This window comes from Paraburkholderia sp. GAS38, assembly GCF_050434965.1.
GTDB lineage: Bacteria > Pseudomonadota > Gammaproteobacteria > Burkholderiales > Burkholderiaceae > Paraburkholderia > Paraburkholderia phenazinium_A.
Genome location: NZ_JBNDJO010000001.1, coordinates 1 through 24,412 on the forward strand (window position 1 = coordinate 1; position 24,412 = coordinate 24,412).

Here is a 24,412-nt window from a genome sequence, read left to right on the forward strand (position 1 = left end):
CCTGTGCCATTCGCGCGTCGTGCAAAAAGCAAGAGTAAACGGCAAGTCGCGAAAGTTTACAAGCCGCTCACGCCGACTTGTGTGTAATGGAATGGAGTAGACGGTGCGGCTTCCAACATGCTCGCCGTTGCTGTCGACTCACGCATGCAATTTCTGATCATCAGTGCGTTGGACAGGACTCCGGCGGCGCAACTCGATCACGAGACGCGTTTCAAAATTCTATGCGCGCTGAAAGGCGCAGGCATGGAAGCAGAAGCGCGCCAGTGGTATCACAAGGGGCAGAAAGATTTCGACACGCAGTGGAAATCAATAAGACAATTCGATGTGCCAGTGAGTTACATATTCACGATTGCACGCGGGTTCCGCTAGAGAAAATTCGGGCCGCGACATTTGAAGGCGTTACCGCCGTCCTCCCGTCCATCGGTTCACTCTCGCGCAGTGCACTTCCGCGGTAATTCACAGACGGCCGGTTTGCTCAATACGGCGCTTCGCGCCAAAATGAGCGAATACGGCCACTTTTCATAGGGATATCGACACTTTGTGTCCCCGAAGGTTTTTCATCCACTTAGACAGCATACCTTCGGGGACACGGAAGTAAATAAGCAGCAGGAAAGCCCAACGGGAATTCCAGAAGGGGCAGCGACGGTCAATGCCTGAATTGTCGCGGCCCGCATTTCATCTTCCTGCCTGTTTAAATCATGTCCACGTTAAATCTGATCTATTTTCTGTCAGCGTACCCCGGCGCGGGCAAAACGCACGCCATTTTACAGGCGGTACTTTCTTTGTTCCGTGAGGTTTATCCTTCGCACATTATCGTTGTCGCATTTCCTACGGTTGTTCTGCTCGAACAGTTCCTGAACGACATCTTGAAACACAGCACGAAGCACGCGGACAAGATTCGCATTGTTCGTGCGCCAAACGATGAGGAAAAGTACGTTCAGGCACGCAAGCATCTTGAGCACAAGGAGATCATCGAGCAGTTGAATGCAGAAATCATTCGGGAAACGACAACCAAGCAGTTCGAGCTTCACATGGTTGGGCAGCGCGGCGACGACTACCAGGCGGGCATCGAAATGATTCCGAACGGCCATGTCATCCTGACGACGCACGCGGCGATTATCAATCTACCGTCGAATTTCAAAGGGCAGCAGCGTGTGCACCTGATGTTTGACGAAGCTCGCGACTGCCTTCAGCTTGAGTCAAACAAATCGGTCAGGATTCCCGATGCGGTGTATCAGGAGTTGCGCAACCGCTACATCGTTGCGAATCGTCAGCCTGTAGTTGATGACGAATGCAAGCCTACCGGAAACTTCTTCGAACTGTGGACCTGGAAGTCAAGCGAACCCGCGCCATCGGAAGATCGGCTGCGGTCAATCTGGGAGAGTGCAACGAAACTCAAATGGACAGCGGCGCGGTCGAAGCCGCTTTACGAATTCCTGCAACACGTGGCGAACGGTCGGCTGGAAGCGTGGATTGCCTTCAATTCATCGTCCGAGGAAGATGGCGAAATGGTGTTCACGTTCAACACGCTATTATCGCCTGCGCATCTGTTCTACGGTTTCAAAAAAGTCACGATATGTTCGGCTTTTTTCGAATCCAGCCAGATGTTCCACATCCTGAAGCATCGGCAGAGCCTAGGCTTTGATGGTTACACAAAGGAGGGCTGGATTAAATGGAACCTGGCTACGCCGTATCAGGACCGTGTCGAACTGCTAGATGCGAACGTGAATGGTGCTATGTTGGACCCTGAACGCGTGAGAGTCATCCGCCAAGGCATCGAGAGCCGTTGCACTCTCGTCCCTCTGTTTAGTGACTTTCCGGGTAGTGACGATGACGAAAGGCCGTCGCATTTCTCCCTGTCCAAGGGGCACCTGAAGGACGGAATCGTGGTGAGCCCTGGTGACTATTCGGCGCTGCACACGGAGTATCATGCACACGACTCGAAGCTTCGCTGGCAGACGCGTTATGAACGTTGGCACGCTCTCGATGAGAACAAAAAGCGCGATCCACACGATTTGTTGCCCGTGCCGAAACTGAAACCGTTCCTGGAGTACGCACGGGCGCTACAACACACTGAATCGGCGTTCTGTCTGATAATCAGGAAACACGCGAAGCCTTTAAAATATCGTCCGCTCCTGTTCGCTGCGATGAGGGCCTGCAAGGTTTACGATGCGTGGAATGCATCGCTGCCAGCCGTACACCGATGCAAAAAGCCGCTGCTGCTGACGACGAATGTCATGTATGACGCCAAGAGCAAGCGCACCTACGATGAAGAATTCGGAATCACGCGAACGCTGGGCAAATTGATAACGTATGTGCCGCCGATGCAGCAGGGAATCAACGGCTTCATGGAATACCAGGCTGCGGCATTTCTGGCGACACTGAAGCTAACACCATCGCAGGCAGCGCTAATGAAACACATTGCGCCTATGTATGATTCTGGATTGGACCGTACCATTGACGCGTGTATCCAGTTTCTGCTGCGCGTGAACGTTCGGCAAGCATTTGATGACGACGGCAAACCTCAGACGCGGCCATGCCTGTTCATCGTGACCGACCGGGAATTGGCCGAAGGCGTAGCGCGGCAGCTTGGTTCTGCTCGCGATGGACAGAAGGCAATCAAAATCACGATTGCCGATCCGGCGGAAATTGTTGAAGGATGGAAACCGGCTACGGTGCTGACGTTCGTACCGGACGCAAAGTTATCGAAGCGTGACACAGAAAGATTGGAAAAGGAACGTGCCAGGAGGGACAGCGCATCGCCAGCGACCAAGGCAGCAAAAGCACGTTATGCACATTCGTTCGGTAATCTGACGTCGGAGTACGAACGGCTGAAAAAGCGTCGAACGCGTCTGAACAGTGAGTTTCTGAAAGAGCCGGAGACGAAATCGCACCTAAAAGAGGAGATTTCGTATCTCTCAAGGCAGATTGAAAAATTGCGGCTGCTGAGGAAAGGTGCTAACTGAGCACAAGGCTAGCGGTTCAAAACTACGGCCTGTCGATGGCCGCTCGCGCTGGCGAAGGTTCGAAGCCCCCGGCGCAGCGTCGTCTGTTGGAGAATAATTCGATGGGCCGTTCTACCAAGAACCAGAAAAAACAAGAACAGGAAAAAGCTGTCTTCGAAATGTTCGCGCGCGACTTCGAACTGCCTGAAGGGCGAGTCGTCTATGGCGACAAGCCCGATGTGATCATTGACGGCCCGCGCAAAATTGGCATCGAAATTACGGATTTGTATCTCGCGGACGGTGATAACCCGGACAGCGAGCAAGTACAGCGACGGCACCGCGACGCGGTACTCCAGCGGGCACAATCATTACATCGTGAGGCAGGAGGGCGCTCAATCGAGCTTCATTTCGCGTTCGATTTCAAGAAGCCGATACGAAAGGTTGAACCGCTGGCCAAGGCCATCGCCGAACTGGGGCGCCGCATCGAGCAAGGGCCATCGGGCGGCATCCCCGACTGCACGTTTGATCACATTCCAGAATTGACCTGGGCGTATTGGAACGGTCGCGAATACCCCGACGCGAGATGGCGAGTAACGCAAAGCTACGGTACGCCCTTGCTCGCGTTACCGCGCATCGAAAAAGCCGTAGCGGAAAAGACGGAACTGGCAAAGAAATACCGCGCCTGTGATACATACTGGTTGTTGATCGTCATCGATTTCTGGAATCCAGCTTCCGATCAGGACATCTCTTGGCCGGAAGGGGCAACGGTCGATGCTGGGGCCTTCGAGCGAATATTTCTCTACAGAACGCACTTTGCTTCTATCGAGGTGCCGACGTGGCGATGACTTGGATGGTCAATGTAACCGCAAGGGGGACGCGTGACGCCCGAAATTTACAAGGGAATCCTCGCTGAATTTGACGCGCTGATTTCCCATGCCTTCGTGCTCTGCAATCGACTGACGGGCCGCGCCATTGATGGGCAGCACTTGGCTTACGTCGATACGATCTTCACCAAGCTGATTTGCCATGGCGTCAGCTTGCGACGACTTTCCCCGACGCTCGATGCCAGCGTCCCGCAAGAACTTTGGGACTTGCCATCAGCGTGCGCAGTGGGGCGCTCGTTAATCGAGGCCTACGACGCCTTAGCGTATATCGGCGCACCGCAAATCAGCCCGTCCGAACGTGAATTTCGAATCTTGCTCTGGGACGCGCACGACCAGGCGCGCCGCCTGACGATGCTCGAAAAAATCGGATCAGTCGATACTCGTGTTGATGAGATTCGCCAGAAGGCCGCCGCGCTCTCCGAACAGATCAAATCGCATGATTGCTTCGCGAATGCATCGAAGGAACTGCGGGTGCGCGTAACGAGAGGTGAGGCGCTTCACCTTACACAAAGGGAGCTGAACGCAGCTAACGGTGTCGATCATGACTTTTACCTGACGGCGATCATGTTTCTGTCTCAGTACGTACACACGTTCCCTTTCGCGATACATCAACTGATGCATTTCAGGGCCGGGAGCCCCGAAGCGATTCAGCTTACGTCGATGCCGTTGCGATACGCGATGCCATTCATCGTCAAGGCGACCGATCAAATGACCGCGATTTGGCCCGACTCGCAGCACGCACTGACTGACGACCTAGCAGGCTGTTGAATTTGGATCCCGTGTAAACGGGGTTTGGGGGACGAACGTTATGGATATCGTGTTCATGATCTTTGGCAGCGGATCCGATGCGCGGAATGGATGAGATGCAGGAACCCCTGTTCACAACAGTCAGGCTGGAGGACTTCGTCCCGGCAGATCACCCGTTGCGACCGATCCGGTTGCTGGTGAATGATGCGTTGAAGCGGCTCAACGGGCTGTTCAGCGTCATCTACGCGGACACTGGCCGGGCTTCGATTGCGCCCGAGAAGCTGATGCGGGCGCTGCTGTTGCAGGTGTTCTACTCGGTGCGCAGCGAGCGTATGCTGATGGAGCAGATGCGCTACAACCTGCTGTTCCGCTGGTTTGTCGGGCTGGCGATCGAGGACGCCGTGTGGGACCACTCGGTGTTCTCGAAGAACCGCGACCGGCTGCTGGAGCATGAAGTCGTCGAAGCGTTCTTTACCGAAGTCATGAACCTGGCCGACAAGCAAGGCCTGCTGTCGCGAGACCATTTCTCGGTGGACGGCACGCTGATCCAGGCATGGGCCAGCCACAAGAGCTTCCGTGCGAAGGACGGCTCGGACGATGGTCCGCCGGCAAGCGGCGGGCGCAATGCCGACACGAACTGGAAGGGCAAGCGGCGCAGCAACGAGACGCATGAGTCGGGTACGGATCCGGATGCACGTCTGTTCAAGAAGAGCCGCAAGAGTCCAGCCATTCTGTGCTACCACGGGCACATCCTGATGGAGAACCGCTCGGGACTGGTGGTCGGCGCCGTAGTGAGTCACGCGGACGGCCTTGCGGAGCGGGCCAGTGCCTTGCGGCTGCTCGACTGCGTGCCCGGCACTCATGCGAAGACAGTGGGCGCCGACAAGGCCTATGACACGCGCGACTTCGTGAACGATTGCCGCGCGCGCAACGTGACGCCGCATGTTGCGCGCAACGACGAGCGTTCTGGTGGAAGCGCAATCGACGGTCGCACTTCGCGGCATGCGGGCTATCGGACCAGTCAGGTCATCCGCAAGCGTATCGAGGAGCACTTCGGCTGGGGTAAAACGGTCGGTCGGATGCGGCAGACTGTCTATCGCGGCATCCGGCGAGTCGACCAGCACTTCAAGCTGACCATGGTTGCGAGCAATCTGACCCGCATGGCCCGAATGCCAGGTGTGGTGCTGCAAGGCGCGACGCCATGAGCCGCCACGGCATGGCGAATGCACGGCGCGCCGCCTGCGCGCACGCGCATTGCCTGCAAAAATCACCGTGCGAACCCGCCATTCAGCAGCAAATCGCATTTGGCAACCTCGTGAACACTGCTTCGGTCTTCATGACGGGGCGCTTTTCAACAGCCTGCTAGACAGGATCGTATGTCAGTGGCGGCACGTCGCCGAGCATGGTGTAAAAGACTTTGACGAATAGAGCCGCGTCAGTCCCGATGGACAAAATCCGGGGCGGCAAGTTGAAGCGGTTCGTCGTCTGTGTCCTGGTTAGTTCCGGAAATTGGGTGCCTTCGGATCGGACGCCTACAGTACGCGTTATGTGCCGGAGGGGCCTCCCGTAGACGTTTCATCACTGATGTGTCAACGATCTGCCTGTAAATGGTTCGGATATCGGCGCAGGTTGGATTGACGATCACGCATCCTGACTGGCAGGATGATGCGAAATGGATGGAGTGGCAACCTGGAGCAATGCATTAGCATGATCCAGTGATTTTTTCGACCGGATAGTCGGAGCATAATCTCACGCTGGTGTTCTCCCGAAGGATTGCGACGATGCTGGCCACTCAGACGGATGGTTCAAGCCCGATACGGGCAGTCTACTCGACCATCGGGGGCGACGAAATTCGTAGAGTGCTTGAGCAAGCTTTCGAAATCGGGCCCATCGCTGATTGCACGTTGTTGCAGTCGGGCTTTAACGACATCTACGAGGTCGCTCTGGCTGACGGTCAACGCTGCATTGCGCGCCTGAGTTCTCGGCTAGAAAGAGGTGTTCCGAACGTCGACTACGAGACGGCGCTCGATGCTAGCTGAGGCCTTTCACCTGACCTATGAAAGATGTGCGCGCAAGTTTGCAGCAGGACCCGAAGTCGATTCAATTTAATTCGGGGGGCGATTCGGGGGCGGGAGGCGCAATTCAGGCCGCAATTTGGGCCGCCCTCCAGGCAAACGGCAGGAGCGCCACCCTATGAACAACGGGCTTCGCACGAGCTGGCCGACGCTCGCCATCATGCTGGGCGCGTCGGTGTGGGGCATGATCTGGTATCCGTTGCGCATGCTGGCCGCGCTCGGCGTGACCGGCACGGCCGCGAGCGCGCTGACGAGCGGCGCCGGCTGCCTGTTCGTGCTGCTGGTGCGCCACCGCGCCATCCGCACGGTGCGCTGGCACTGGCTGCTGCCCGCCCTGGCGCTGGCGGCCGGGGTCACCAATCTCGGCTTCGTGTGGGGCTCGATCCACGGCCAGGTGATGCGCGTCCTGCTGCTCTTCTATCTCACCCCGGCATGGACCGCGCTGTTCGCGCATTTCATTCTGCATGAACGCCTGACGTGGACGGGCGCCGCGCTCGCGGCGCTGTCGCTGGCGGGCGCCATGGCGATGCTCTGGTCGCCGCAGATCGGCTTGCCGGTGCCGGCCAGTCTGGCCGAGTGGGGCGGGCTGGTGGGTGGCATGGGCTTCGCCATGAGCAACGTGTTGATCCTGAAGACGAGCCGGGATCTGCCCGAGATGAAGGCGGAAATGCGCACGGCGACGATTTTCGGCGGCGCGGCGATCTTCGGCGCCTGTGCGTCGCTATTCGAAGCAATGCCCAACCCGCCCACCGGCGCGCATCTCGGCACGGCGGCGCTACTGGTCATGGGCCTCGGTTTCCTGCTGGCGTCGAACAATATGCTGGTGCAATACGGCGTGGCGCGCATTCCGGCCAACCGGGCGTCGATCATCATGCTGTTCGAGATCGTGGTGACGGCGCTCTCCGCGTGGCTTTTTGCCGGCGAGATGCCCGGCCCGCGCGAATGGACGGGCGGCGCGTGCATCGTGCTGGCGTCCGCGCTGTCGAGCTGGGTGCATCGCACGCGCAGCCAGTCCGGAAGCGGGGCGGCGCATCAATCGGCCGCCTGAGCGCCAGAATGGCTCACGGGCGATGGTATGATTGCCCCTGCTTGCCGATGCGCGCCTTGCGGGGCGTGTGCGGCGTCCGTATCGCGGGGCTGGCAGGGGTCGTTTCGCCGTAGCGGCGAACGGCTCGCGCGGCCCTTGCGGTCCACCTTTATTTTCCCTTTTCAATCAGCGATATCGCCGTGCGTCTGACCTCGATCAAACTCGCTGGCTTCAAGTCATTCGTCGATCCCACGCATTTCCAGGTTCCGGGCCAGCTTGTCGGCGTGGTCGGTCCCAATGGTTGCGGCAAGTCCAACATCATCGACGCCGTGCGCTGGGTGCTCGGCGAATCGCGCGCCTCCGAGCTGCGCGGCGAGTCGATGCAGGACGTGATCTTCAACGGCTCCACCGCGCGCAAGCCGGGTAGCCGCGCCAGCGTCGAACTCGTGTTCGACAACGCCGACGGCCGCGCCGCCGGCCAGTGGGGGCAGTATGCCGAAATCGCCGTCAAGCGCGTGCTGACGCGCGACGGCACTTCGAGCTACTACATCAACAACCTGCCGGCGCGCCGCCGCGACATTCAGGACATCTTCCTCGGCACCGGCCTCGGGCCGCGCGCCTACGCCATCATCGGACAGGGCATGATCGCCCGCCTGATCGAGGCGAAGCCGGAAGAGCTGCGGGTGTTTCTCGAAGAAGCCGCCGGGGTGTCGAAGTACAAGGAACGCCGCCGCGAAACCGAGAGCCGCCTGCACGACACGCGCGAGAATCTGACGCGGGTGGAAGACATCGTCCGCGAACTCTCGACGAACCTGGAAAAGCTCGAAGGCCAGGCCGTCGTCGCGACCAGATTCAAGGAGCTGCAGGCCGACGGCGAAATGAAGCAGCGCCTGTTGTGGCTGCTGCGCAAGAACGAAGCCGGCGGCGAGCAGGAACGCCAGCAACGCGCCATCGAACAGGCGCAGATCGACCTCGAAGCGCACACCGCGAAGCTGCGCGAAGTCGAAGCGCAACTGGAGACGCTGCGGGTCGCGCACTACTCGGCGAGCGACGCCATGCAGGGCGCGCAAGGCGCGCTCTATGAAGCGAACGCCGAAGTCAGCCGCCTCGAAGCCGAGATCAAGTTCATCGTCGAGTCGCGCAACCGCGTGCAGGCGCAGATTGCCGCGCTGACCGCGCAGCGCGAGCAGTGGCTCTCGCAGGCGCAGAAGGCGCAAGGCGATCTCGAAGACGCCGAAGAACAACTGGCCGTAGCGGAAGAGAAAGCCGCCCTTGCCGAAGACGAAGCCGCGGCGAAGCACGACGCCATGCCGGCGCTCGAAGCGCGCTGGCGCGATGCGCAGACGCAACTGAACGAAGAGCGCGGCGGCATTGCCCAGACCGAGCAGGCGCTCAAGCTCGAAGCGGCCCACCAGCGCAACGCCGACCAGCAACTGCAGCAGTTGCAGCAGCGTCATGAGCGGTTGAAGTCGGAAGCGGGCGGTCTCGACGCGCCCGATGAAGCCCAGCTCGAAGAGCTGCGCATGCAGCTGGCCGAAAACGAAGAGATTCTGCACGACGCGCAAACGCGCCTCGCCGATGCCCAGGAGACGCTGCCGCGTCTCGATGGCGAACGGCGCAGCGCGCAGGAACGCGTGCAGGCGGAAACCGCGCAGATTCATCAGCTTGACGCGCGGCTCGCGGCCCTCAAGCAGTTGCAGGAAAACGTCCAGACCGAAGGCAAGATCCAGCCCTGGCTCGAGAAGCACGAGCTGAACAGCCTGCCGCGTCTGTGGAAGAAGCTGCATGTCGAAGCCGGTTGGGAAACCGCCCTCGAAGCCGTGCTGCGCGAGCGGCTCGCGGCGCTCGAAGTGTCGAATCTCGACTGGGTCAAGGCGTTCGCTACCGATGCGCCGCCCGCCAAGCTCGCGTTTTATGCACCGCCGCTGGCGGCTGCGCCGGTGGCGAATGCTTCTACGCTGCGCCCGCTGCTGTCGCTGGTGCGCATCGACGACGCCGGTTTGCGCGCAGTCCTGAACGATTGGCTCGGCCTCGCCTTCGTGGCCGACGATCTGGCCCAGGCGCTGGCGATGCGCTCGCAACTGCCCGAGGGCGGTTCGTTTGTCGTCAAGGCCGGCCACGTGGTGACGCGGGTCGGCGTGCAGTTGTACGCCGCCGATTCGGAGCAGGCCGGCATGCTGGCGCGTCAGCAGGAAATCGAGAACCTGACGCGCCAGGTGCGCGCCCAGGCGCTGCTCGCGGATGAAGCCAAGTCCGCGGCGATTCGCGCCGAGGCCGCTCATACGCAGGCCTCGCAGACCTTGACGGACGTGCGCCAGCAAGCCGAGCGTGCAACCCAGCGCGTGCACGCGTTGCAGATGGATGTGCTCAAGCTCACCCAGGCGCATGAGCGCTACATGCAGCGCAGCACGCAGATCCGCGAGGAACTCGAGGAAATCACCGGCCAGATCGACGAGCAGCGCGCGCTGCGCGGCGACTCGGAGGCGAACTTCGAACGTCACGACGCGGAGCTGGCCGAGTTGCAGGCGCGTTTCGAAGACAACCAGTTGGCTTTCGAAGCCTTCGACGAAGAACTGACCGCCGCGCGCGCACAGTCGCGCGATCTCGACCGGGGCGCCACCGACGCGCGCTTTGCCGCGCGCAACATGGCGAACCGCATCGACGAGCTGAAACGCAGCATCCAGGTCGCACACGAGCAGAGCGAGCGCGTGGCGGCCTCGCTGGAAGACGCGCGCGCCGAGCTCGAAACGATCAACGAGCAGACGGCGCATACGGGTCTGCAGGGCGCGCTCGAAATTCGCGCGGTCAAGGAAGAGGCGCTGCATGCCGCACGTCTCGAACTCGACGACCTGACCGTCAAGCTGCGCGCTCTCGACGAGACGCGTCTCACTGCCGAGCGCGCGCTGCAGCCGCTGCGCGACCGCATCACCGAACTGCAGCTGAAGGAACAGGCCGCGCGCCTGAACGCGGAACAGTTCATCGAACAGCTCGCCGCAGCGGGTGTCGACGAGGCCGAATTGCAGGCCCGACTGACGCCCGATATGAAGCCGTCTTACCTGCAAGGCGAAGTAACGCGGTTGAACAACGCCATCGCCGCGCTCGGTCCGGTCAACATGGCCGCGCTGGACGAACTGAAGGCCGCCACCGAGCGCAAGAGTTTCCTCGATGCGCAGTCGGCCGATCTGAACAGCGCGATCGAAACGCTCGAAGACGCGATCCACAAGATCGACCAGGAAACCCGCACGCTGCTGCAGGGGACCTTCGATCAGGTGAACCAGCACTTCGGCGAACTGTTCCCGCGTCTCTTCGGCGGCGGTCAGGCAAAGCTGATCATGACCGGCGACGAAATTCTCGATGCCGGCGTGCAGGTGATGGCCCAACCGCCGGGCAAGAAGAATTCGACGATTCACCTGCTGTCGGGCGGCGAGAAAGCGCTGACCGCGACCGCGCTGGTGTTCGCGATGTTCCAGCTGAATCCTGCGCCGTTCTGTCTGCTCGACGAAGTGGACGCGCCGCTCGACGACGCCAACACGGAGCGCTTTGCCAATCTCGTGCGTGCGATGTCGGACAAGACCCAGTTCCTGTTCATTTCGCACAACAAGATCGCGATGGAAATGGCCCAGCAACTGATCGGCGTGACGATGCAGGAGCAGGGCGTGTCGCGGATCGTCGCGGTCGACATGGAAACGGCCGCGGGTTTCGCCCAGAATATCGTTTGAGTTCGGACGGCGCCGGTCTGCGCCCCCGCTGCGGCTTCGTTGCCGCGCGGCGCAGACCTCGTGGCGCCGCGCAAACAGAAGAATTGCTGATGGAGCATGCATGGACGAGTTGACACTCGGTTTGATCGGCGCGGGTGCCGTGGTGGTCGGGGGCGTGGTGGTGTACAACGCATGGCAGGGCGCGAAAGTGCGCCGCCGCATGCCGCGGCCAATGCCGGCCGACACCGCCGAAGCCTTTGCACGGGACGATCAGGAAGAACAAAGCCCGTTCATCGAACCGGCCAGACCCACTCAGCGGCGCGAGCCTGTGTCCGACGATGCGGGCGATAGCGGATCGCGCGTCGAACCCACCTTCGGCACGGCAGCGCCGCTCGATACGCCGGCGGATATCCAGGCCGAGACGACGACGCCGAACGGTTTCCCCGAGGCGGGGGGCGAGGCTGCTGCAGGCGGCGTCGACGACCCGGTCGAGCCGATCCTGCCCGCTGCGACCACGATCTCCTCGGCACCGCCGGCCATTGTGGACCGGCGCATCGATTGCATCGTGCCGATTCGCCTCGCCGGCCCGCTGGCGGGCGACAAGGTGATTCCGCTGGCGCAGCGTCTGCGCCGTGCAGGCAGCAAGCCGGTGCACATCGAAGGCAAGCCGGAAGGCGGCGGCGCCTGGGAACTGCTGCAGAACGGCGTGCGCTACGAAGAACTGCGCGCCGCGGCGCAACTGGCCAACCGCAGCGGACCGCTCAACGAACTGGAGTTCTCCGAGTTCGTCACCGGCGTGCAGCAGTTCGCCGATGCGATCGACGCAGCGCCCGAATTCCCCGACATGATGGAGACGGTGGCGATGGCGCGTGAACTGGACGGTTTCGCCGCCCAGTGCGACGCGCAACTGTCGATCAACGTCTTGTCCGATGGCGCGCCGTGGTCGGCCAACTACGTGCAGGCCGTGGCCTCGCAGGACGGCCTGCTGCTCTCGCGCGACGGCACCCGCTTCGTGAAGCTCGACGCGAAGCAGAGCCCGGTGTTCATGCTGCAGTTCGGCGATACCAATTTCCTGCGCGACGACCTCACGTATAAGGGCGGCCAGATGATCACGCTGGTGCTCGACGTGCCGGTGGCCGACGAAGACATCCTGCCGTTCCGTTTGATGTGCGACTACGCGAAGTCGCTGTCCGAGCGGATTGGCGGCCGGGTGGTGGACGATGGCCGTCGTCCGTTGCCGGAGACCGCGCTGCTGGCGATCGAGAAGCAACTGATGACCTTGTACGCGAAACTCGAGCAGGCGGGGATTCCGGCCGGCTCGCCGGCTACGCGGCGGTTGTTTAGCCAGTAGGCTGCGGCCACTGGGGCTACTGTTGCCACTGCCACTGCCACTGCCACTGCCACTGCCGCGCGACGCGTGCCTCGCCGTCTGATGCAGCAGCGGCGCCGCGTGTGTGGCGGATATTCCCCCAGGAGGCGTCGTTGCACAGCAACTGCGCCTCAATCAACTCACCTCCTTCGGCCAGTCCGCACCGCTGATCCACGCCTTCAGCGCGGCCACCACCGCTTCATCCTGACCATAAAAACCGTGATGCCCCATCGCCTCGCATGGGTTGCCGCGCGCGCTTCCTCCGCTGACCGCGATCAGATCGTGGCCGTCCTCCGCGATACGCTTCGCCGCGCTGAACGAACAGAGAAAACAGCCGTCGTCGACGTGATGAACGAAGAGCTGCCGCGCATGGATCTCGCCGTAGTTGAAGCCGGCCAGCGGCAGCGCCTGACCTCGTGACGGCGTGCTTAGCGTCGACGTGTGGATCACGGCGTCCCAGGTATCGGGCAGCGCCCGTCCAAGGAACGCCGAGGAAATCGTGCCGCGGCTCGTGCCGACGAGCACCAGCCTGGCCGCCGGGAAGCGGGTGCGCAGGTCGGCCGCGACGCGGGCCACATCCTGAGCATGCCGCGGCGACGCGCGAAACGCGTCCGAGTAGCCGCTGGGCTGGTCGGACGGGGCGTCGACGAGTGCAGTCGCAAAGCGGTCGTCGACGATCAGCGTGCGTGCCCGTACGAGAAAATTGTTCTTCAGACGCAGGCTGATGGCGCCGTCGCTAGCCTGCGCAAGTTGCAGGTCGCCGTCGCCACCGGCGAACATCACGAGGATCCAGTCGGGGTGACTGCCGTCCTTTTGCGTCAGCAGATAGGCGATCGACGCGTTGTCGGCCACGGCCACGCTGACCACCTGTTCCAGCGCGCAGGCGGGCGCTGCGTGCAGGAGGCTCAGCAGAGCGCAGAACGTCATGGCGAGCGAAGCCAGCCGGTTGAGGCTATGTCTGATTGCCGTTGTCAGATTGCGCATGCTCGTTCCTGTGTTGAGTGGGCCGGTGCGGCGTCTTGCTTACCCGCTTACGGTCGCATCGCGCCGCAGGCGTGTCAATGCGGCGCGGGGGACGTTAGCCGTTCGGCCAGGATCGACGGCATGGGTGGGTGAGAAGGCGCACGAAACTGGCCATCCGGCCAATGTCCACGGCAGGCGGTTCCTGCGATAATCTGAGGTCTGAATTTCACCGGCGAATCTTCCGATAGCATGGCTCGAACTAGTGTCCCCAACCCTGCAAGCAGCGCCCCGGCGGAACGTGCCGTGTGGTTGCGCGCGGAACTCGAACGCGCGAACCACGCGTACTACGTACTCGACCAGCCGGACCTGCCGGACGCGGAATACGACAAGCTCTTCAAGGAGCTGCAACAGATCGAAACGGAACACCCGGATCTGATCACACCGGACTCGCCTACCCAGCGCGTCGGCGGCGAGGTCGCGAGCGGCTTCAATCCGGTGGTGCACGACCAGCCCATGCTGTCGTTGAACAACGGTTTTGCCGACGAAGATATCGCCGCGTTCGACAAGCGCGTGGCCGACGCGCTCGGCAAAACGCCGGTCAGCTACGCGTGCGAACTCAAGTTCGACGGACTGGCTATTTCGCTGCGCTATGTGGACGGCCGCTTCGTGCAGGCCTCCACGCGCGGCGACGGCGCCACGGGCGAAGACGTCACGGAGAATGTCCGCACGATCCGCTCCATTCCGCTCACGCTCAAGGGCAAGCGCGTGCCGAAGCAACTGGACGTGCGCGGCGAAGTCCTGATGTTCAAGCGCGATTTCGACCGCATGAACGAACGGCAGCGCACGGCAGGGCTCAAGGAATTTGCGAACCCGCGCAACGCGGCGGCCGGCAGCTTGCGCCAGCTCGATCCGAAGATCACGGCGCAGCGTCCGTTGTCGTTCTTCGCTTACGGCATTGGCGTGCTCGATGGCGAGCCGATGCCGGCAACCCACAGCGCGTTGCTCGACTGGTATGCCGAGTTGGGCTTGCCGGTCAATGGCGAGCGGGCGGTGGTAGAGGGCGCTGAAGGGCTGCTGGGGTTCTTCCGCGCGGTGGGTGAGAAGCGCGACGCGCTGCCGTATGACATCGACGGCGTGGTGTACAAGGTCAACGCCCGCGAAGAGCAGGACGCGCTCGGCTTCGTGTCGCGCGCGCCGCGCTTCGCGCTGGCGCATAAATTCCCGGCGCAGGAAGCGCTGACGAAGCTGCTGGCGATCGACGTGCAGGTTGGCCGCACCGGTGCGATCACACCTGTGGCGCGTCTCGAGCCGGTGTTCGTCGGCGGTGCAACTGTGACGAATGCCACGCTGCACAACGAGGACGAGGTGCGGCGCAAGGACATCCGCATTGGCGATACGGTGATCGTGCGGCGGGCCGGCGACGTGATCCCCGAGGTGGTGAGCGCGCTCATGGAACGCCGCCCGGCGGATGCCAGCGAGTTCGTGATGCCCACGCAGTGCCCGGTGTGCGGCTCGGCCATCGAACGCCTGCCTGATGAAGCCATTGCCCGTTGCACCGGCGGCCTGTTCTGTCCGGCCCAGCGCAAGCAGGCACTGTGGCACTTCGCGCAGCGCCGCGCGCTCGACATCGACGGGCTCGGCGAAAAGATCATCGACCAACTGGTCGAACTGAACCTGGTGCGCACGCCGGCCGACCTGTTCAACCTTGGCTTTGGGACGCTCGCCGAACTCGACCGCTTCGCTGAAAAGTCCGCGCAGAACCTGCTGGACTCGCTCGAGAAGGCCAAGCACACCACGCTGGCCCGCTTCCTTTACGCACTCGGGATTCGTCAGGTTGGAGAATCGACGGCGAAGGACCTGGCCAGGCACTTCGGCTCGCTTGATCCGATCATGAACGCCACGCTCGAAGAACTGCTGGAAGTCAACGACGTGGGGCCGGTGGTGGCCGAGTCGATTCATCAGTTTTTCGCCGAAGAGCACAACCGCACGGTGATCGAGCAGTTACGGGCGCCGGGCAGGGTGACGTGGACGGAGGGTCCGCCCGCGCCGAAGGCGCCGCAAGGGGTGCTGGCCGGCAAGACGGTCGTGCTGACCGGCACCTTGCCGACTCTGGCGCGTGAAGAGGCGAAGGAAATGCTCGAAGCGGCGGGCGCGAAGGTGGCCGGTTCGGTGTCGAAGAAAACCGATTACGTGGTCGCGGGGGCAGACGCGGGCAGCAAACTTGCCAAAGCTGAGGAACTCGGCGTCCCCGTACTCGACGAAGATGGTATGCGTAAGCTCCTGGAGGGGCAGATAACATGATCCGCGAAATTCTCAAGATGGGTGATCCGCGCCTTTTGCGTATCGCCGCCCCGGTCGACCATTTCGACACCCCCGAGTTGCATGCCCTCGTGCAGGACATGTTCGAAACCATGCACGACGCGAACGGCGCGGGGCTCGCTGCGCCGCAGATCGGCGTCGACCTGCAGGTGGTGATTTTCGGCTTCGGCCACAACGAACGCTATCCGGATGCGCCGCCGGTGCCGGAAACGGTCCTGATCAATCCGACCATTACGCCGGTGTCGCAGGACATGGAAGAGGGCTGGGAAGGCTGCCTGTCGGTGCCGGGATTGCGTGGCGCCGTCAGCCGTTTCTCGATGATCCGCTATCACGGCTTCGATCAGTACGGCAAACCGATCGATCGCGTCGCCGAAGGCTTCCACGCACGCGTCGTGCAGCACGAGTGCGATCACCTGATCGGCAAGCTGTATCCGATGCGGATCAACGACTTTGCGAAGTTCGGCTTCACCGAAGTGCTGTTCCCGGACCTGGATCCGAATAGCGACGATTGAGCGGGTAGGGGTTGTATGACCGTGTGCGCCGGCGTTAGTAGCGACCTCGGTGCTCCGCAGAAAAAAAGCCCATGCATCTGCATGGGCTTTTTCACGTTGGCTGGCTCTTCCTTGCCGCGCTTTACGCCTCGGCGCTCAACGCGTGCGCACGATCAGAACGACTCATCCGCCGACAGATAACGCCACTGACCCGGCGGCAACGCGCCAAGCGGTACGCTGCCCATCCGCACGCGCTTCAAGCCAACCACTTCGAGGCCGACCAGTTCGCACATGCGGCGAATCTGCCGCTTCTTGCCCTCGCGCAACACGAAGCGCAATTGCTCGCTGTTCTGCCAGCTTACTTTGGCGGGCTTGAGCGGCACGTCGTCGAGTTCGAGGCCGTGACGCAGCAGCTCGAGACTTTCGAGTGGGAAGTGCTGGTCGATCCCGGCCGTCATCTCGCCGTAAGTCACGCGGACCAGATACTCCTTCTCGACTTCCGAATGACCGCCGATCAGCCGCTTGGCAATCCGGCCGTCCTGGGTCAGTACCAGCAGCCCGGTGGAGTCGATGTCGAGCCGGCCCGCCGGGGCGAGCTGACGCAGATGCGACACCGAGAAGCGGATGTCCGAGTGGTCGCCTTCCCAGCGGTTGTCCGGCGTGACGAGCGTGACGGCGGGCTGATAGCCGTCTTCAGCCTGTCCCGAGACGTAGCCCACCGGTTTGTTGATGAGGATCGTGACGAGGCGCGCCTGGATCGCCTGAGCTGCTGGATCGATCTCGATGCGCTGATCGGGGCGGACCTTGGAGCCGAGGGTGTCGATGGTTTGACCGTCGACCTTTACCCAGCCGTTTTCGATCCATTCGTCGGCTTCGCGACGCGAGCAGAGGCCGAGCTCCGACATCAGCTTGGAGAGGCGCAAGGTGCCGGGCGCGTCGTCGTGGTCGCGGCGATGGGCGGCCGGGCGCGGCGCGGATTCTTCCGAACGGGTGGGTCTCGCTCTCGGTACTGCGCCGCGCGGGGCCTTGTCGGCGCGGGCCGGACGCTCGCTGCGTACGCCGCGCTCCGGGCGCTCCGCATGCTCTGCACGCGCCGGCCGGTCGCCGAAGCCGCGTGCGGCAGGTGCGCGCGTGCCGCGATCGTCGCGCGGAGTACGCTCCGGGCGATCACCGTAGGCACGCTTCACGGGTGATGCGAACGTGCGCTCGCCGCGTTCCTTCGAAGTCGGACGCTCGTCGCGGCCGCCGGCCGGACCCCGCCGCGCGCTTTCGTCGCGCGGCGCCCGGTCGAACGTGCGGCGCGGCTCGGCGCCTGCGCGGTCAGCGCCAAAGCGGGGCCGCTCGGATGTGCTGCCGGGACGGCGTGTGTCGTCTGCTCCGCGCGGTCCCCGGGGGCCACCGGCGGCCGGACGACGCGAACTGTCATCGCGCGCGAAACGTGCCGGCCGCTCGCCACGGTCGCCTTCAGCGCGGCGTGGCGCGCCGCCGGGGCCTTCACGGCGCGGCGGGCGTTCGGTCCGATCGCCTTCGGTACGGCGAGGTGCACCCGCAAAACCTTCGCGGCGCGGCGGGCGTTCAGTACGTTCGCCCTCGGCGCGGCGCGGTGCGCCGGCGAAACCTTCGCGTCGCGGTGGGCGCTCGGTCCGATCACCTTCAAATCTGCGCGGTGCGCGCTCAGTCCGATCGCCCTCGGCGCGACGCGGCGCACCAGCAAAGCCTTCACGGCGCGGCGCACGCTCACCACGTTCACCCTCAAACCTTCGCGGCGCGCCGCCTGCCTCGTCGCGGCGCGGCGGCCGATCCGACGGCGCACGCCGTGCAGCGCCGCCGCTGCCCGCATCGCGTTCGCGCGAAAACGAGCCTTCAGCGCGGGCCGGCCGCGCACCGCTTGGCGCGCGGCTTGCGCCGCCCGCAGCGCCCGCGGGCTTGCCCGCCGGCCGTTTGCCGGCGCCGGCCGGTGCCCTTTCTCGTTCACCGGCGGCCGGTGTGGCGGGCCGCGGCCCGGCAGGGCGCGTCGGCTTACGCGCGGTCGTACTGCCCGAGCGAACAGGGGCGCGTTCGGACGAAGCCGACCGCGGATGCTTGGCTGTCAATTTGACTCGCATGGAATCTCACACTGCGATCGCGCGCAGCAGTTCGGTTTCGACCTGAATTTGCAGGCGGTTGTCCGAGAGGCCGCGTCCGTCCAGCAGGAACACGTCCTCTACGCGTTCGCCGAGCGTATTGATCCGCGCCGATTGGACGCCGACCTGGTGCTCGGCCAGCACGCGCGCGATCGAATAAAGAAGGCCTGGCCGGTCGTTCGCCGACACGGACAGGATGTAGTACTGGCCACGGTCGTCAGCCCGAAGGTCGACGCGCGGCGTAACAGGGAAGGTCCGCGACAGGCGCGACAAGCGCCCCTTCGACGGCTCCGGCAACAGGGTACCGTCCGCCGTGAGGCGTGCGGTCAGTTCCTGTTCGACCAGATTGGCGATGTCGCGATAATGCACGTCTTCTTCGGTGTGCTGGACGATGAAGTTGTCCAGCGCGTAACCGTGACGAGTCGTGCTCACGCGGGCATCGAGAACCGACAGCGCATTCTTGTCGAAATACGCGCAAATGCCGGCAAACAGGTCAGGGCGGTCCTTGACGTAGACCAGCACCTGCAGCGCTTCGCCGACCGGCGACGGGCGAGCCCGGACTATCGGTGTGGGCGTTTCGACATGGCGGTACAGCACGCGCGTTTGCCACGCGATGTCCGCCGCGTCGTGACGCAGGAAGTAGCCGACGTCGAGCTTCTCCCACAGCGCCTCATGGGCGCTGTCGGGCACCGTTTCGAGCCGCAGCAGCGCGAGCGCTTCTTCCTGGCGCGACTTCAGTTCGGAGTGGGCGTCGGGACGCGCGCCGCCCAGCACGGCCAGCGTGGCCCGATACAGGTCTTCGAGGAGCTTGCCCTTCCAGCCGTTCCAGACCTTCGGGCTGGTGCCGCGAATGTCGGCAACGGTTAGCAGGTAGAGCGCCGTCAGGTGCCGCTCGTTGCCGACCAGTTCCGCAAACCGTTTGACGACCTCCGGATCGCTCGTGTCCTGTTTCTGCGCGACCTGGCTCATGGTCAGATGGTGCTGGACCAACCACACCGCCAGTTCGCCGTCGCCGTTGTCCATGCCGTGTTCGCGGCAGAAACGGCGGGTGTCGGCCATGCCGAGCGTCGAATGATCGCCGCCGCGGCCCTTGGCGATGTCATGGAACAGCGCGGCCACGTACAGCACCCATGGGCGCTCGAAGTTGGCGATCAACTGGCTGCAGAACGGGTATTCGTGGGCGTGCTCGGCGACCGCAAAACGGCGCAGGTTACGCAGCACCATCAGGATGTGCTGGTCGACCGTGTAGACGTGATACAGGTCGTGCTGCATCTGCCCGACAATGCGGCGGAAGTTCAGCAGGTAACGTCCCAGCACGCTGGTCTGGTTCATCAGGCGCAGCGCGTGGGTGATCCCGGCGGGCTGCTTGAGGATTTCCATGAACAGGCGCCGGTTTTCCGGGTCGCGGCGCCAGTGCTGATCCATCAGGTCGCGCGCGTTATAGATTGCCCGCAGCGTGCGCGCCGACAGGCCCTTCACGCCGGGCGTCTGCTCGTATAGCAGGAAGGCTTCGAGGATGGCGTTCGGTTCGCGCTCGAATACGTCGTCGCGGGCGATTTCCAGCATGCCCTGTTTCTCGACGAAGCGGTCCGACAACACGCGCGTGATGCCGCTCGTGTTCGGGAACAGTTGCGCCTCGATGTTCTGGATCAGGATCGTCGCCAACTGGGTGACCGCCTTGGCGGCCCAGTAATAACGACGCATCAGCTGTTCGCTGGCGCGCTTGGTGGCGGTCGGCTTGTAGCCGAAGCTTTCGGCTACAGCCGTCTGCAGGTCGAATACGAGGATGTCCTGGCGGCGCCCTGCAATCACGTGCAGCCGGGCGCGCAGCGCTTTCAGAAAACCTTCGTTACGCTCCAGCTCACGCGCTTCGCGCTCGGTAATCAGGCCGCGCGTTTCCAGCTCTTGCCAACTGCTGCCGAAACCGGCTGCCTGGGTGACCCACAGGATCAACTGCAGGTCGCGCAGGCCGCCGGGGCTTTCCTTGATGTTCGGCTCGAGCGCGTAGGGCGTGTCCTGGAACTTGGCGTGCCGCTGGCGCATTTCCAGCACTTTTGCCTGGAAGAACGCTCGCGGATCCAGCGCGGCGCGATAGCGCTGCGCAAAGTCGTCGAACAGCGGCGCACTGCCCGTAATGCGGCGCGCTTCCAGCAAGGAGGTGCGCACGGTGACGTCGTTGGCCGCCTCTTCGAGGCACTGCGAGACGGAGCGCACGCTGCTGCCGAGTTCCAGTCCCAGATCCCACGCGAGGCTGATAAAGCGTTCGATGCGCGCTTCCAGATGAGCGACCGGCTGATCGGGCAGCAGCACCAGGATGTCGATGTCCGAATGCGGCGCGAGCTCGCCGCGCCCATACCCACCGACCGCCAGCAGCGCGAGCGAGGGCGGCATGTCGCAGGCGTTCCACGCGCCGCGCAGCGACTCGTCGGTCGTGCGTGCGAGCGCACCCATCAACGATTCGACGTTGGTAGCCAGCTTGAAGCGTTCCAGCGACTTGGCTTTGGCCACCTTGTAGTCCGCCTTGAGCGACGTGGCATCGGAATGGGCGACGGCTGGAACACTGCTCATGGGCGCGCGCGAGTGGGAACTCAGGACCGTCAGGCCGTGGTGGCCGAAGCGACGACCGGCGGCCGCGCCGGCGTGCCGGCCGAGACCGTCAGCACCTCATAGCCGCTCGCGGTGACGAGTACCGTGTGCTCCCACTGCGCGGACAGGCTGCGGTCCTTGGTCTTCACGGTCCATTGATCCGGCATGGTGCGGATATCGCGACGGCCGGCGTTGATCATCGGCTCGATCGTGAAAATCATGCCCTGCTGCAGTTCGATGCCCGTGCCCGGACGGCCGTAGTGCAGGACTTGCGGGTCTTCGTGAAACACCGTGCTGATGCCGTGGCCGCAATATTCGCGCACCACGCTGTAGCCTTGCCCCTCGGCGTGGCGCTGGATCGCATGGCCGATGTCGCCGAGATGCGCGCCGGGCCGGACCTGGTCGATACCGAGCCACATGCACTCGAAGGTGGTCTGCACGAGCCGCTTCGCGAGAATCGAGCCTTCGCCGACGATGAACATGCGGCTCGTATCGCCGAAGTAGCCTTCCTTGATCACCGTGACGTCGATATTCAGCGCATCGCCGTTCTTGAGCGTCTTGTCGCCCGGGATGCCATGGCAGATCACGTCGTTGACCGAAATGCAGGTGGCCTTTGGATACGGCGGGTAGCCGGGCGGCTGATAATTGAGCGGCGCCGGCACCGTGCCCTGTTCCTTCAGCATGTATTCGTGACACAGGCGGTCGAGCTCGCCAGTAGTGATGCCGGCGGCGACGAACGGGGTAATGTAGTCGAGCACTTCGCTTGCGAGGCGGCAGGCGACGCGCATCTGCGCGATATCGTGTTCGTTTTTGAGCGTAATAGCCATGAGTCGGGCCTGAAATGCGATTATTTGAAGATTATCGCACCATATTCCTGCGTTCGCAGGGTTTTGAGAGAGCGTTGGCCGATTGGACAAGGGGTACTCCCCCGGTTCTCCCCCTTCGGGCAGGTGCAACCCGCTCACCGGATTAGGGGCTACCGGGCAGGTTGAGTCTGCCGATAGTCACGTGCTATAATCTCTGGCTAAGTCGCTCCACATTATTTGATTTTGTGGAAAAGACTGGCTCATAGCGATAGTTGCCTGCGCTATGAGGCGTTTTCAGGTTGTGCTGAGGCGGTGCTCTCCTTTGGTGGCGGGCGCCGTGGCAAATGCAGCGGCACAACCCAAGGCAGCAGACTCGCAAGCCGGCAGCACCCAGGGTGTCCGCCGCGTCAGGTCCTCGCAGATGGCGAAGACGGCGCGGCAGATACGGCCGCCGGCTTAAGACCCAACCCTAGCGGAGATTTTCATGGCAGTTACCATGCGTCAAATGCTGGAAGCAGGTGTCCACTTCGGTCACCAAACGCGCTTCTGGAACCCGAAGATGGCCCCCTTCATTTTCGGCCATCGCAACAAGATTCACATCATCAACCTCGAAAAGACGCTGCCGATGTACAACGACGCACTGAAGTATGTGCGTCAGCTGGCAGCAAACCGCGGCACGATCCTGTTCGTCGGCACGAAGCGTCAATCGCGCGACACGATCGCCGAAGAGGCACAACGCGCTGGCATGCCGTTCGTCAACGCACGCTGGCTCGGCGGCATGCTGACCAACTTCAAGACGCTGAAGGTTTCGATCAAGCGCCTGAAGGACATGGAAGCAGCGCTGGAAGCCGGTGAAACGGAACGCATGAGCAAGAAGGAAGCGCTCCTGTTCGAACGCGAAATCGCCAAGCTGCAAAAGTCGATCGGCGGCGTGAAGGACATGGGCGGCATTCCGGACGCAATTTTCGTGGTCGACGTCGGTTACCACAAGATTGCTGTGACGGAAGCGAACAAGCTCGGCGTGCCGGTTATCGCTGTGGTCGACACGAACCACTCGCCGGAAGGCATCGACTACGTGATCCCGGGTAACGACGACGCCAGCAAGGCCGTCGCCCTGTACACGCAAGGCGTGGCTGACGCGATCCTCGAAGGCCGTGCAAACGCGGTCAACGAAGTGGTGCAGGCTGCACGTGGTGGTGACGGCGACGAGTTCGTCGAGGTCAACGCGGAAGCGTAAAGCTGCCCTGTGTCCGGCAAAAAAGGGGGCTTTCTACAGGCCCCCTTTTTTTAAGTCATGACACCTGGCCAGGGCGCGAGAAAAATTCGCGCCATGCGGAAACGAATTCTTGCCGCCGGCATCGAAGTGCGGGCGGTGTGTGAAAGACAGACTCAAGGAGCGAATGATGGCGGCAATTACCGCAAGCATGGTTGCAGAACTGCGCGCGAAGACCGATGCGCCGATGATGGAATGCAAGAAGGCGCTGACGGAAGCCGAAGGCGACATGGAGCGTGCTGAAGAGCTGCTGCGTGTGAAGCTCGGCAACAAGGCCAGCAAGGCCGCTTCGCGCGTGACGGCTGAAGGCGTGATCTCGTCGTTCATCGGCGGCAACGTCGGTGCAATCGTCGAACTGAACTGCGAAACCGACTTCGTTTCGAAGAACGACGACTTCCTGGCTTTCTCCAAGCAGATCGCCGAACTGGTCGCCAAGCAAAACCCGGCTGACGTCGCTGCGCTGGCAGCGCTGCCGCTGGAAGGCTCGACGGTCGACGCAGTGCGCCTCGCGCTGGTCGGCAAGATCGGCGAAAACCTGTCCATCCGCCGTTTCGTGCGCTTCGAGACCGCCAACCAGCTGGCTGCGTACCTGCACGGCACGCGTATCGGCGTGCTGGTCGAGTACACCGGCGCGGACGAGCAGGTCGGCAAGGACGTCGCCATGCACATCGCGGCCATGAAGCCGGTCTCGCTGTCGTCGGACGAAGTGCCGGCCGATCTGATCGCCAAGGAACGCAGCATCGCGGAACAGAAGGCCGCTGAATCGGGCAAGCCGGCTGAAATCGTCGCGAAGATGGTCGACGGCAGCGTGCAGAAGTATCTGAAGGAAGTGTCGCTGCTGAACCAGACGTTCGTTAAGAACGACAAGCAGACGATCGAGCAGATGCTGAAGGCAGCAGGTTCGAGCGTGCAGAAGTTCGCGCTGTTCGTGGTCGGCGAAGGCATCGAGAAGAAGCAGGACGACTTCGCAGCCGAAGTGGCCGCCCAAGTGGCTGCTGCAAAGCAACAATAAGCTTCACCGCAATACCGTTGGACCCGCGGCGGGGCAAGACCCTGCCGCGGTCGGCGGCGCCGCAAGGCTGCCTGCGGGTTGACCCTCGCCGTGC

General features: G+C 62.7%; 18 protein-coding genes. 14 read left to right on the forward strand and 4 right to left on the reverse strand.

The features are described from left to right. The first annotated feature begins 144 nt into the window (after nt 1-144). The 10 genes from P3T42_RS00005 to P3T42_RS00050 all read left to right on the forward strand — a co-directional run bounded on the left by P3T42_RS00005 (nt 145) and on the right by P3T42_RS00050 (nt 12,727). The gene (locus P3T42_RS00005) at nt 145-369 is read left to right on the forward strand and encodes a hypothetical protein (protein ID WP_429304816.1); all 225 of its coding nucleotides are present in this window, start codon (nt 145-147) and stop codon (nt 367-369) included. Between the two features lie 329 nt (nt 370-698). Further along, the gene (locus P3T42_RS00010; protein ID WP_429304817.1) at nt 699-2,966 is read left to right on the forward strand and encodes a hypothetical protein; all 2,268 of its coding nucleotides are present in this window, start codon (nt 699-701) and stop codon (nt 2,964-2,966) included. Between the two features lie 101 nt (nt 2,967-3,067). After that, nucleotides 3,068-3,790 carry a hypothetical protein gene (locus P3T42_RS00015; protein WP_429304818.1) on the forward strand — a complete coding sequence of 241 codons (723 nt, stop codon included), beginning with the start codon at nt 3,068-3,070 and terminating at the stop codon, nt 3,788-3,790. A 33-nt stretch (nt 3,791-3,823) separates the two neighbouring features. Then, nucleotides 3,824-4,597 (forward strand): hypothetical protein, encoded by a 774-nt coding sequence (locus tag P3T42_RS00020; RefSeq protein ID WP_429304819.1) that lies wholly within the window; start codon nt 3,824-3,826, stop codon nt 4,595-4,597. A 77-nt stretch (nt 4,598-4,674) separates the two neighbouring features. Then, nucleotides 4,675-5,781, forward strand: a complete 1,107-nt coding sequence (locus P3T42_RS00025) for an IS5 family transposase (RefSeq protein ID WP_429304820.1) — start codon at nt 4,675-4,677, stop codon at nt 5,779-5,781. Then, the gene (locus P3T42_RS00030; protein ID WP_429304821.1) at nt 5,778-5,942 is read left to right on the forward strand and encodes a hypothetical protein; all 165 of its coding nucleotides are present in this window, start codon (nt 5,778-5,780) and stop codon (nt 5,940-5,942) included. Before P3T42_RS00025 ends, P3T42_RS00030 begins: the two co-directional genes overlap by 4 nt. Before the next feature lie 415 nt (nt 5,943-6,357). Continuing rightward, nucleotides 6,358-6,615, forward strand: coding sequence for a hypothetical protein (locus P3T42_RS00035; protein WP_429304822.1), 258 nt, complete (start codon nt 6,358-6,360; stop codon nt 6,613-6,615). A gap of 154 nt (nt 6,616-6,769) precedes the next feature. Continuing rightward, the gene (locus tag P3T42_RS00040) at nt 6,770-7,699 is read left to right on the forward strand and encodes a DMT family transporter (protein ID WP_429304823.1); all 930 of its coding nucleotides are present in this window, start codon (nt 6,770-6,772) and stop codon (nt 7,697-7,699) included. A 179-nt stretch (nt 7,700-7,878) separates the two neighbouring features. Next, nucleotides 7,879-11,397: a chromosome segregation protein SMC gene (gene smc, locus P3T42_RS00045; protein ID WP_429304824.1), complete on the forward strand. Its 3,519-nt coding sequence runs from the start codon at nt 7,879-7,881 to the stop codon at nt 11,395-11,397. A gap of 100 nt (nt 11,398-11,497) precedes the next feature. Next, complete coding sequence (locus P3T42_RS00050; RefSeq protein ID WP_074299646.1) at nt 11,498-12,727, forward strand: cell division protein ZipA C-terminal FtsZ-binding domain-containing protein; 1,230 nt, start codon at nt 11,498-11,500, stop codon at nt 12,725-12,727. 153 nt (nt 12,728-12,880) lie between these two features. Here P3T42_RS00050 and P3T42_RS00055 read toward each other — a convergent pair whose 3' ends face one another. Further along, entirely contained in the window at nt 12,881-13,729 is an 849-nt protein-coding gene (locus P3T42_RS00055) for a hypothetical protein (protein WP_253190193.1), read from the reverse strand. 228 nt (nt 13,730-13,957) lie between these two features. Here P3T42_RS00055 and ligA point away from each other — a divergent pair, with 228 nt between their 5' ends. Together ligA and def are read left to right on the forward strand one after the other, a co-directional pair. Continuing rightward, nucleotides 13,958-16,009, forward strand: coding sequence for an NAD-dependent DNA ligase LigA (gene ligA, locus P3T42_RS00060; RefSeq protein ID WP_074299644.1), 2,052 nt, complete (start codon nt 13,958-13,960; stop codon nt 16,007-16,009). Continuing rightward, the gene (def, locus tag P3T42_RS00065) at nt 16,006-16,539 is read left to right on the forward strand and encodes a peptide deformylase (RefSeq protein WP_074299642.1); all 534 of its coding nucleotides are present in this window, start codon (nt 16,006-16,008) and stop codon (nt 16,537-16,539) included. Before ligA ends, def begins: the two co-directional genes overlap by 4 nt. A gap of 152 nt (nt 16,540-16,691) precedes the next feature. Here the strand turns inward: def and P3T42_RS00070 are convergent, their stop codons facing one another. The 3 genes from P3T42_RS00070 to map are packed head-to-tail and all read right to left on the reverse strand — an operon-like array spanning nt 16,692 to nt 22,054. Further along, nucleotides 16,692-18,623, reverse strand: coding sequence for a pseudouridine synthase (locus P3T42_RS00070; RefSeq protein WP_429304825.1), 1,932 nt, complete (start codon nt 18,621-18,623; stop codon nt 16,692-16,694). A 6-nt stretch (nt 18,624-18,629) separates the two neighbouring features. Further along, the gene (locus tag P3T42_RS00075) at nt 18,630-21,209 is read right to left on the reverse strand and encodes a [protein-PII] uridylyltransferase (RefSeq protein WP_074299638.1); all 2,580 of its coding nucleotides are present in this window, start codon (nt 21,207-21,209) and stop codon (nt 18,630-18,632) included. 29 nt (nt 21,210-21,238) lie between these two features. Then, nucleotides 21,239-22,054 carry a type I methionyl aminopeptidase gene (gene map, locus P3T42_RS00080; protein ID WP_074299636.1) on the reverse strand — a complete coding sequence of 272 codons (816 nt, stop codon included), beginning with the start codon at nt 22,052-22,054 and terminating at the stop codon, nt 21,239-21,241. A gap of 463 nt (nt 22,055-22,517) precedes the next feature. Here map and rpsB point away from each other — a divergent pair, with 463 nt between their 5' ends. Both rpsB and tsf read left to right on the forward strand, forming a co-directional pair. Beyond that, nucleotides 22,518-23,270: a 30S ribosomal protein S2 gene (gene rpsB, locus P3T42_RS00085; RefSeq protein ID WP_074299634.1), complete on the forward strand. Its 753-nt coding sequence runs from the start codon at nt 22,518-22,520 to the stop codon at nt 23,268-23,270. A gap of 166 nt (nt 23,271-23,436) precedes the next feature. Further along, nucleotides 23,437-24,318, forward strand: coding sequence for a translation elongation factor Ts (gene tsf, locus P3T42_RS00090; RefSeq protein WP_074299632.1), 882 nt, complete (start codon nt 23,437-23,439; stop codon nt 24,316-24,318). Nucleotides 24,319-24,412 lie beyond the last annotated feature (94 nt).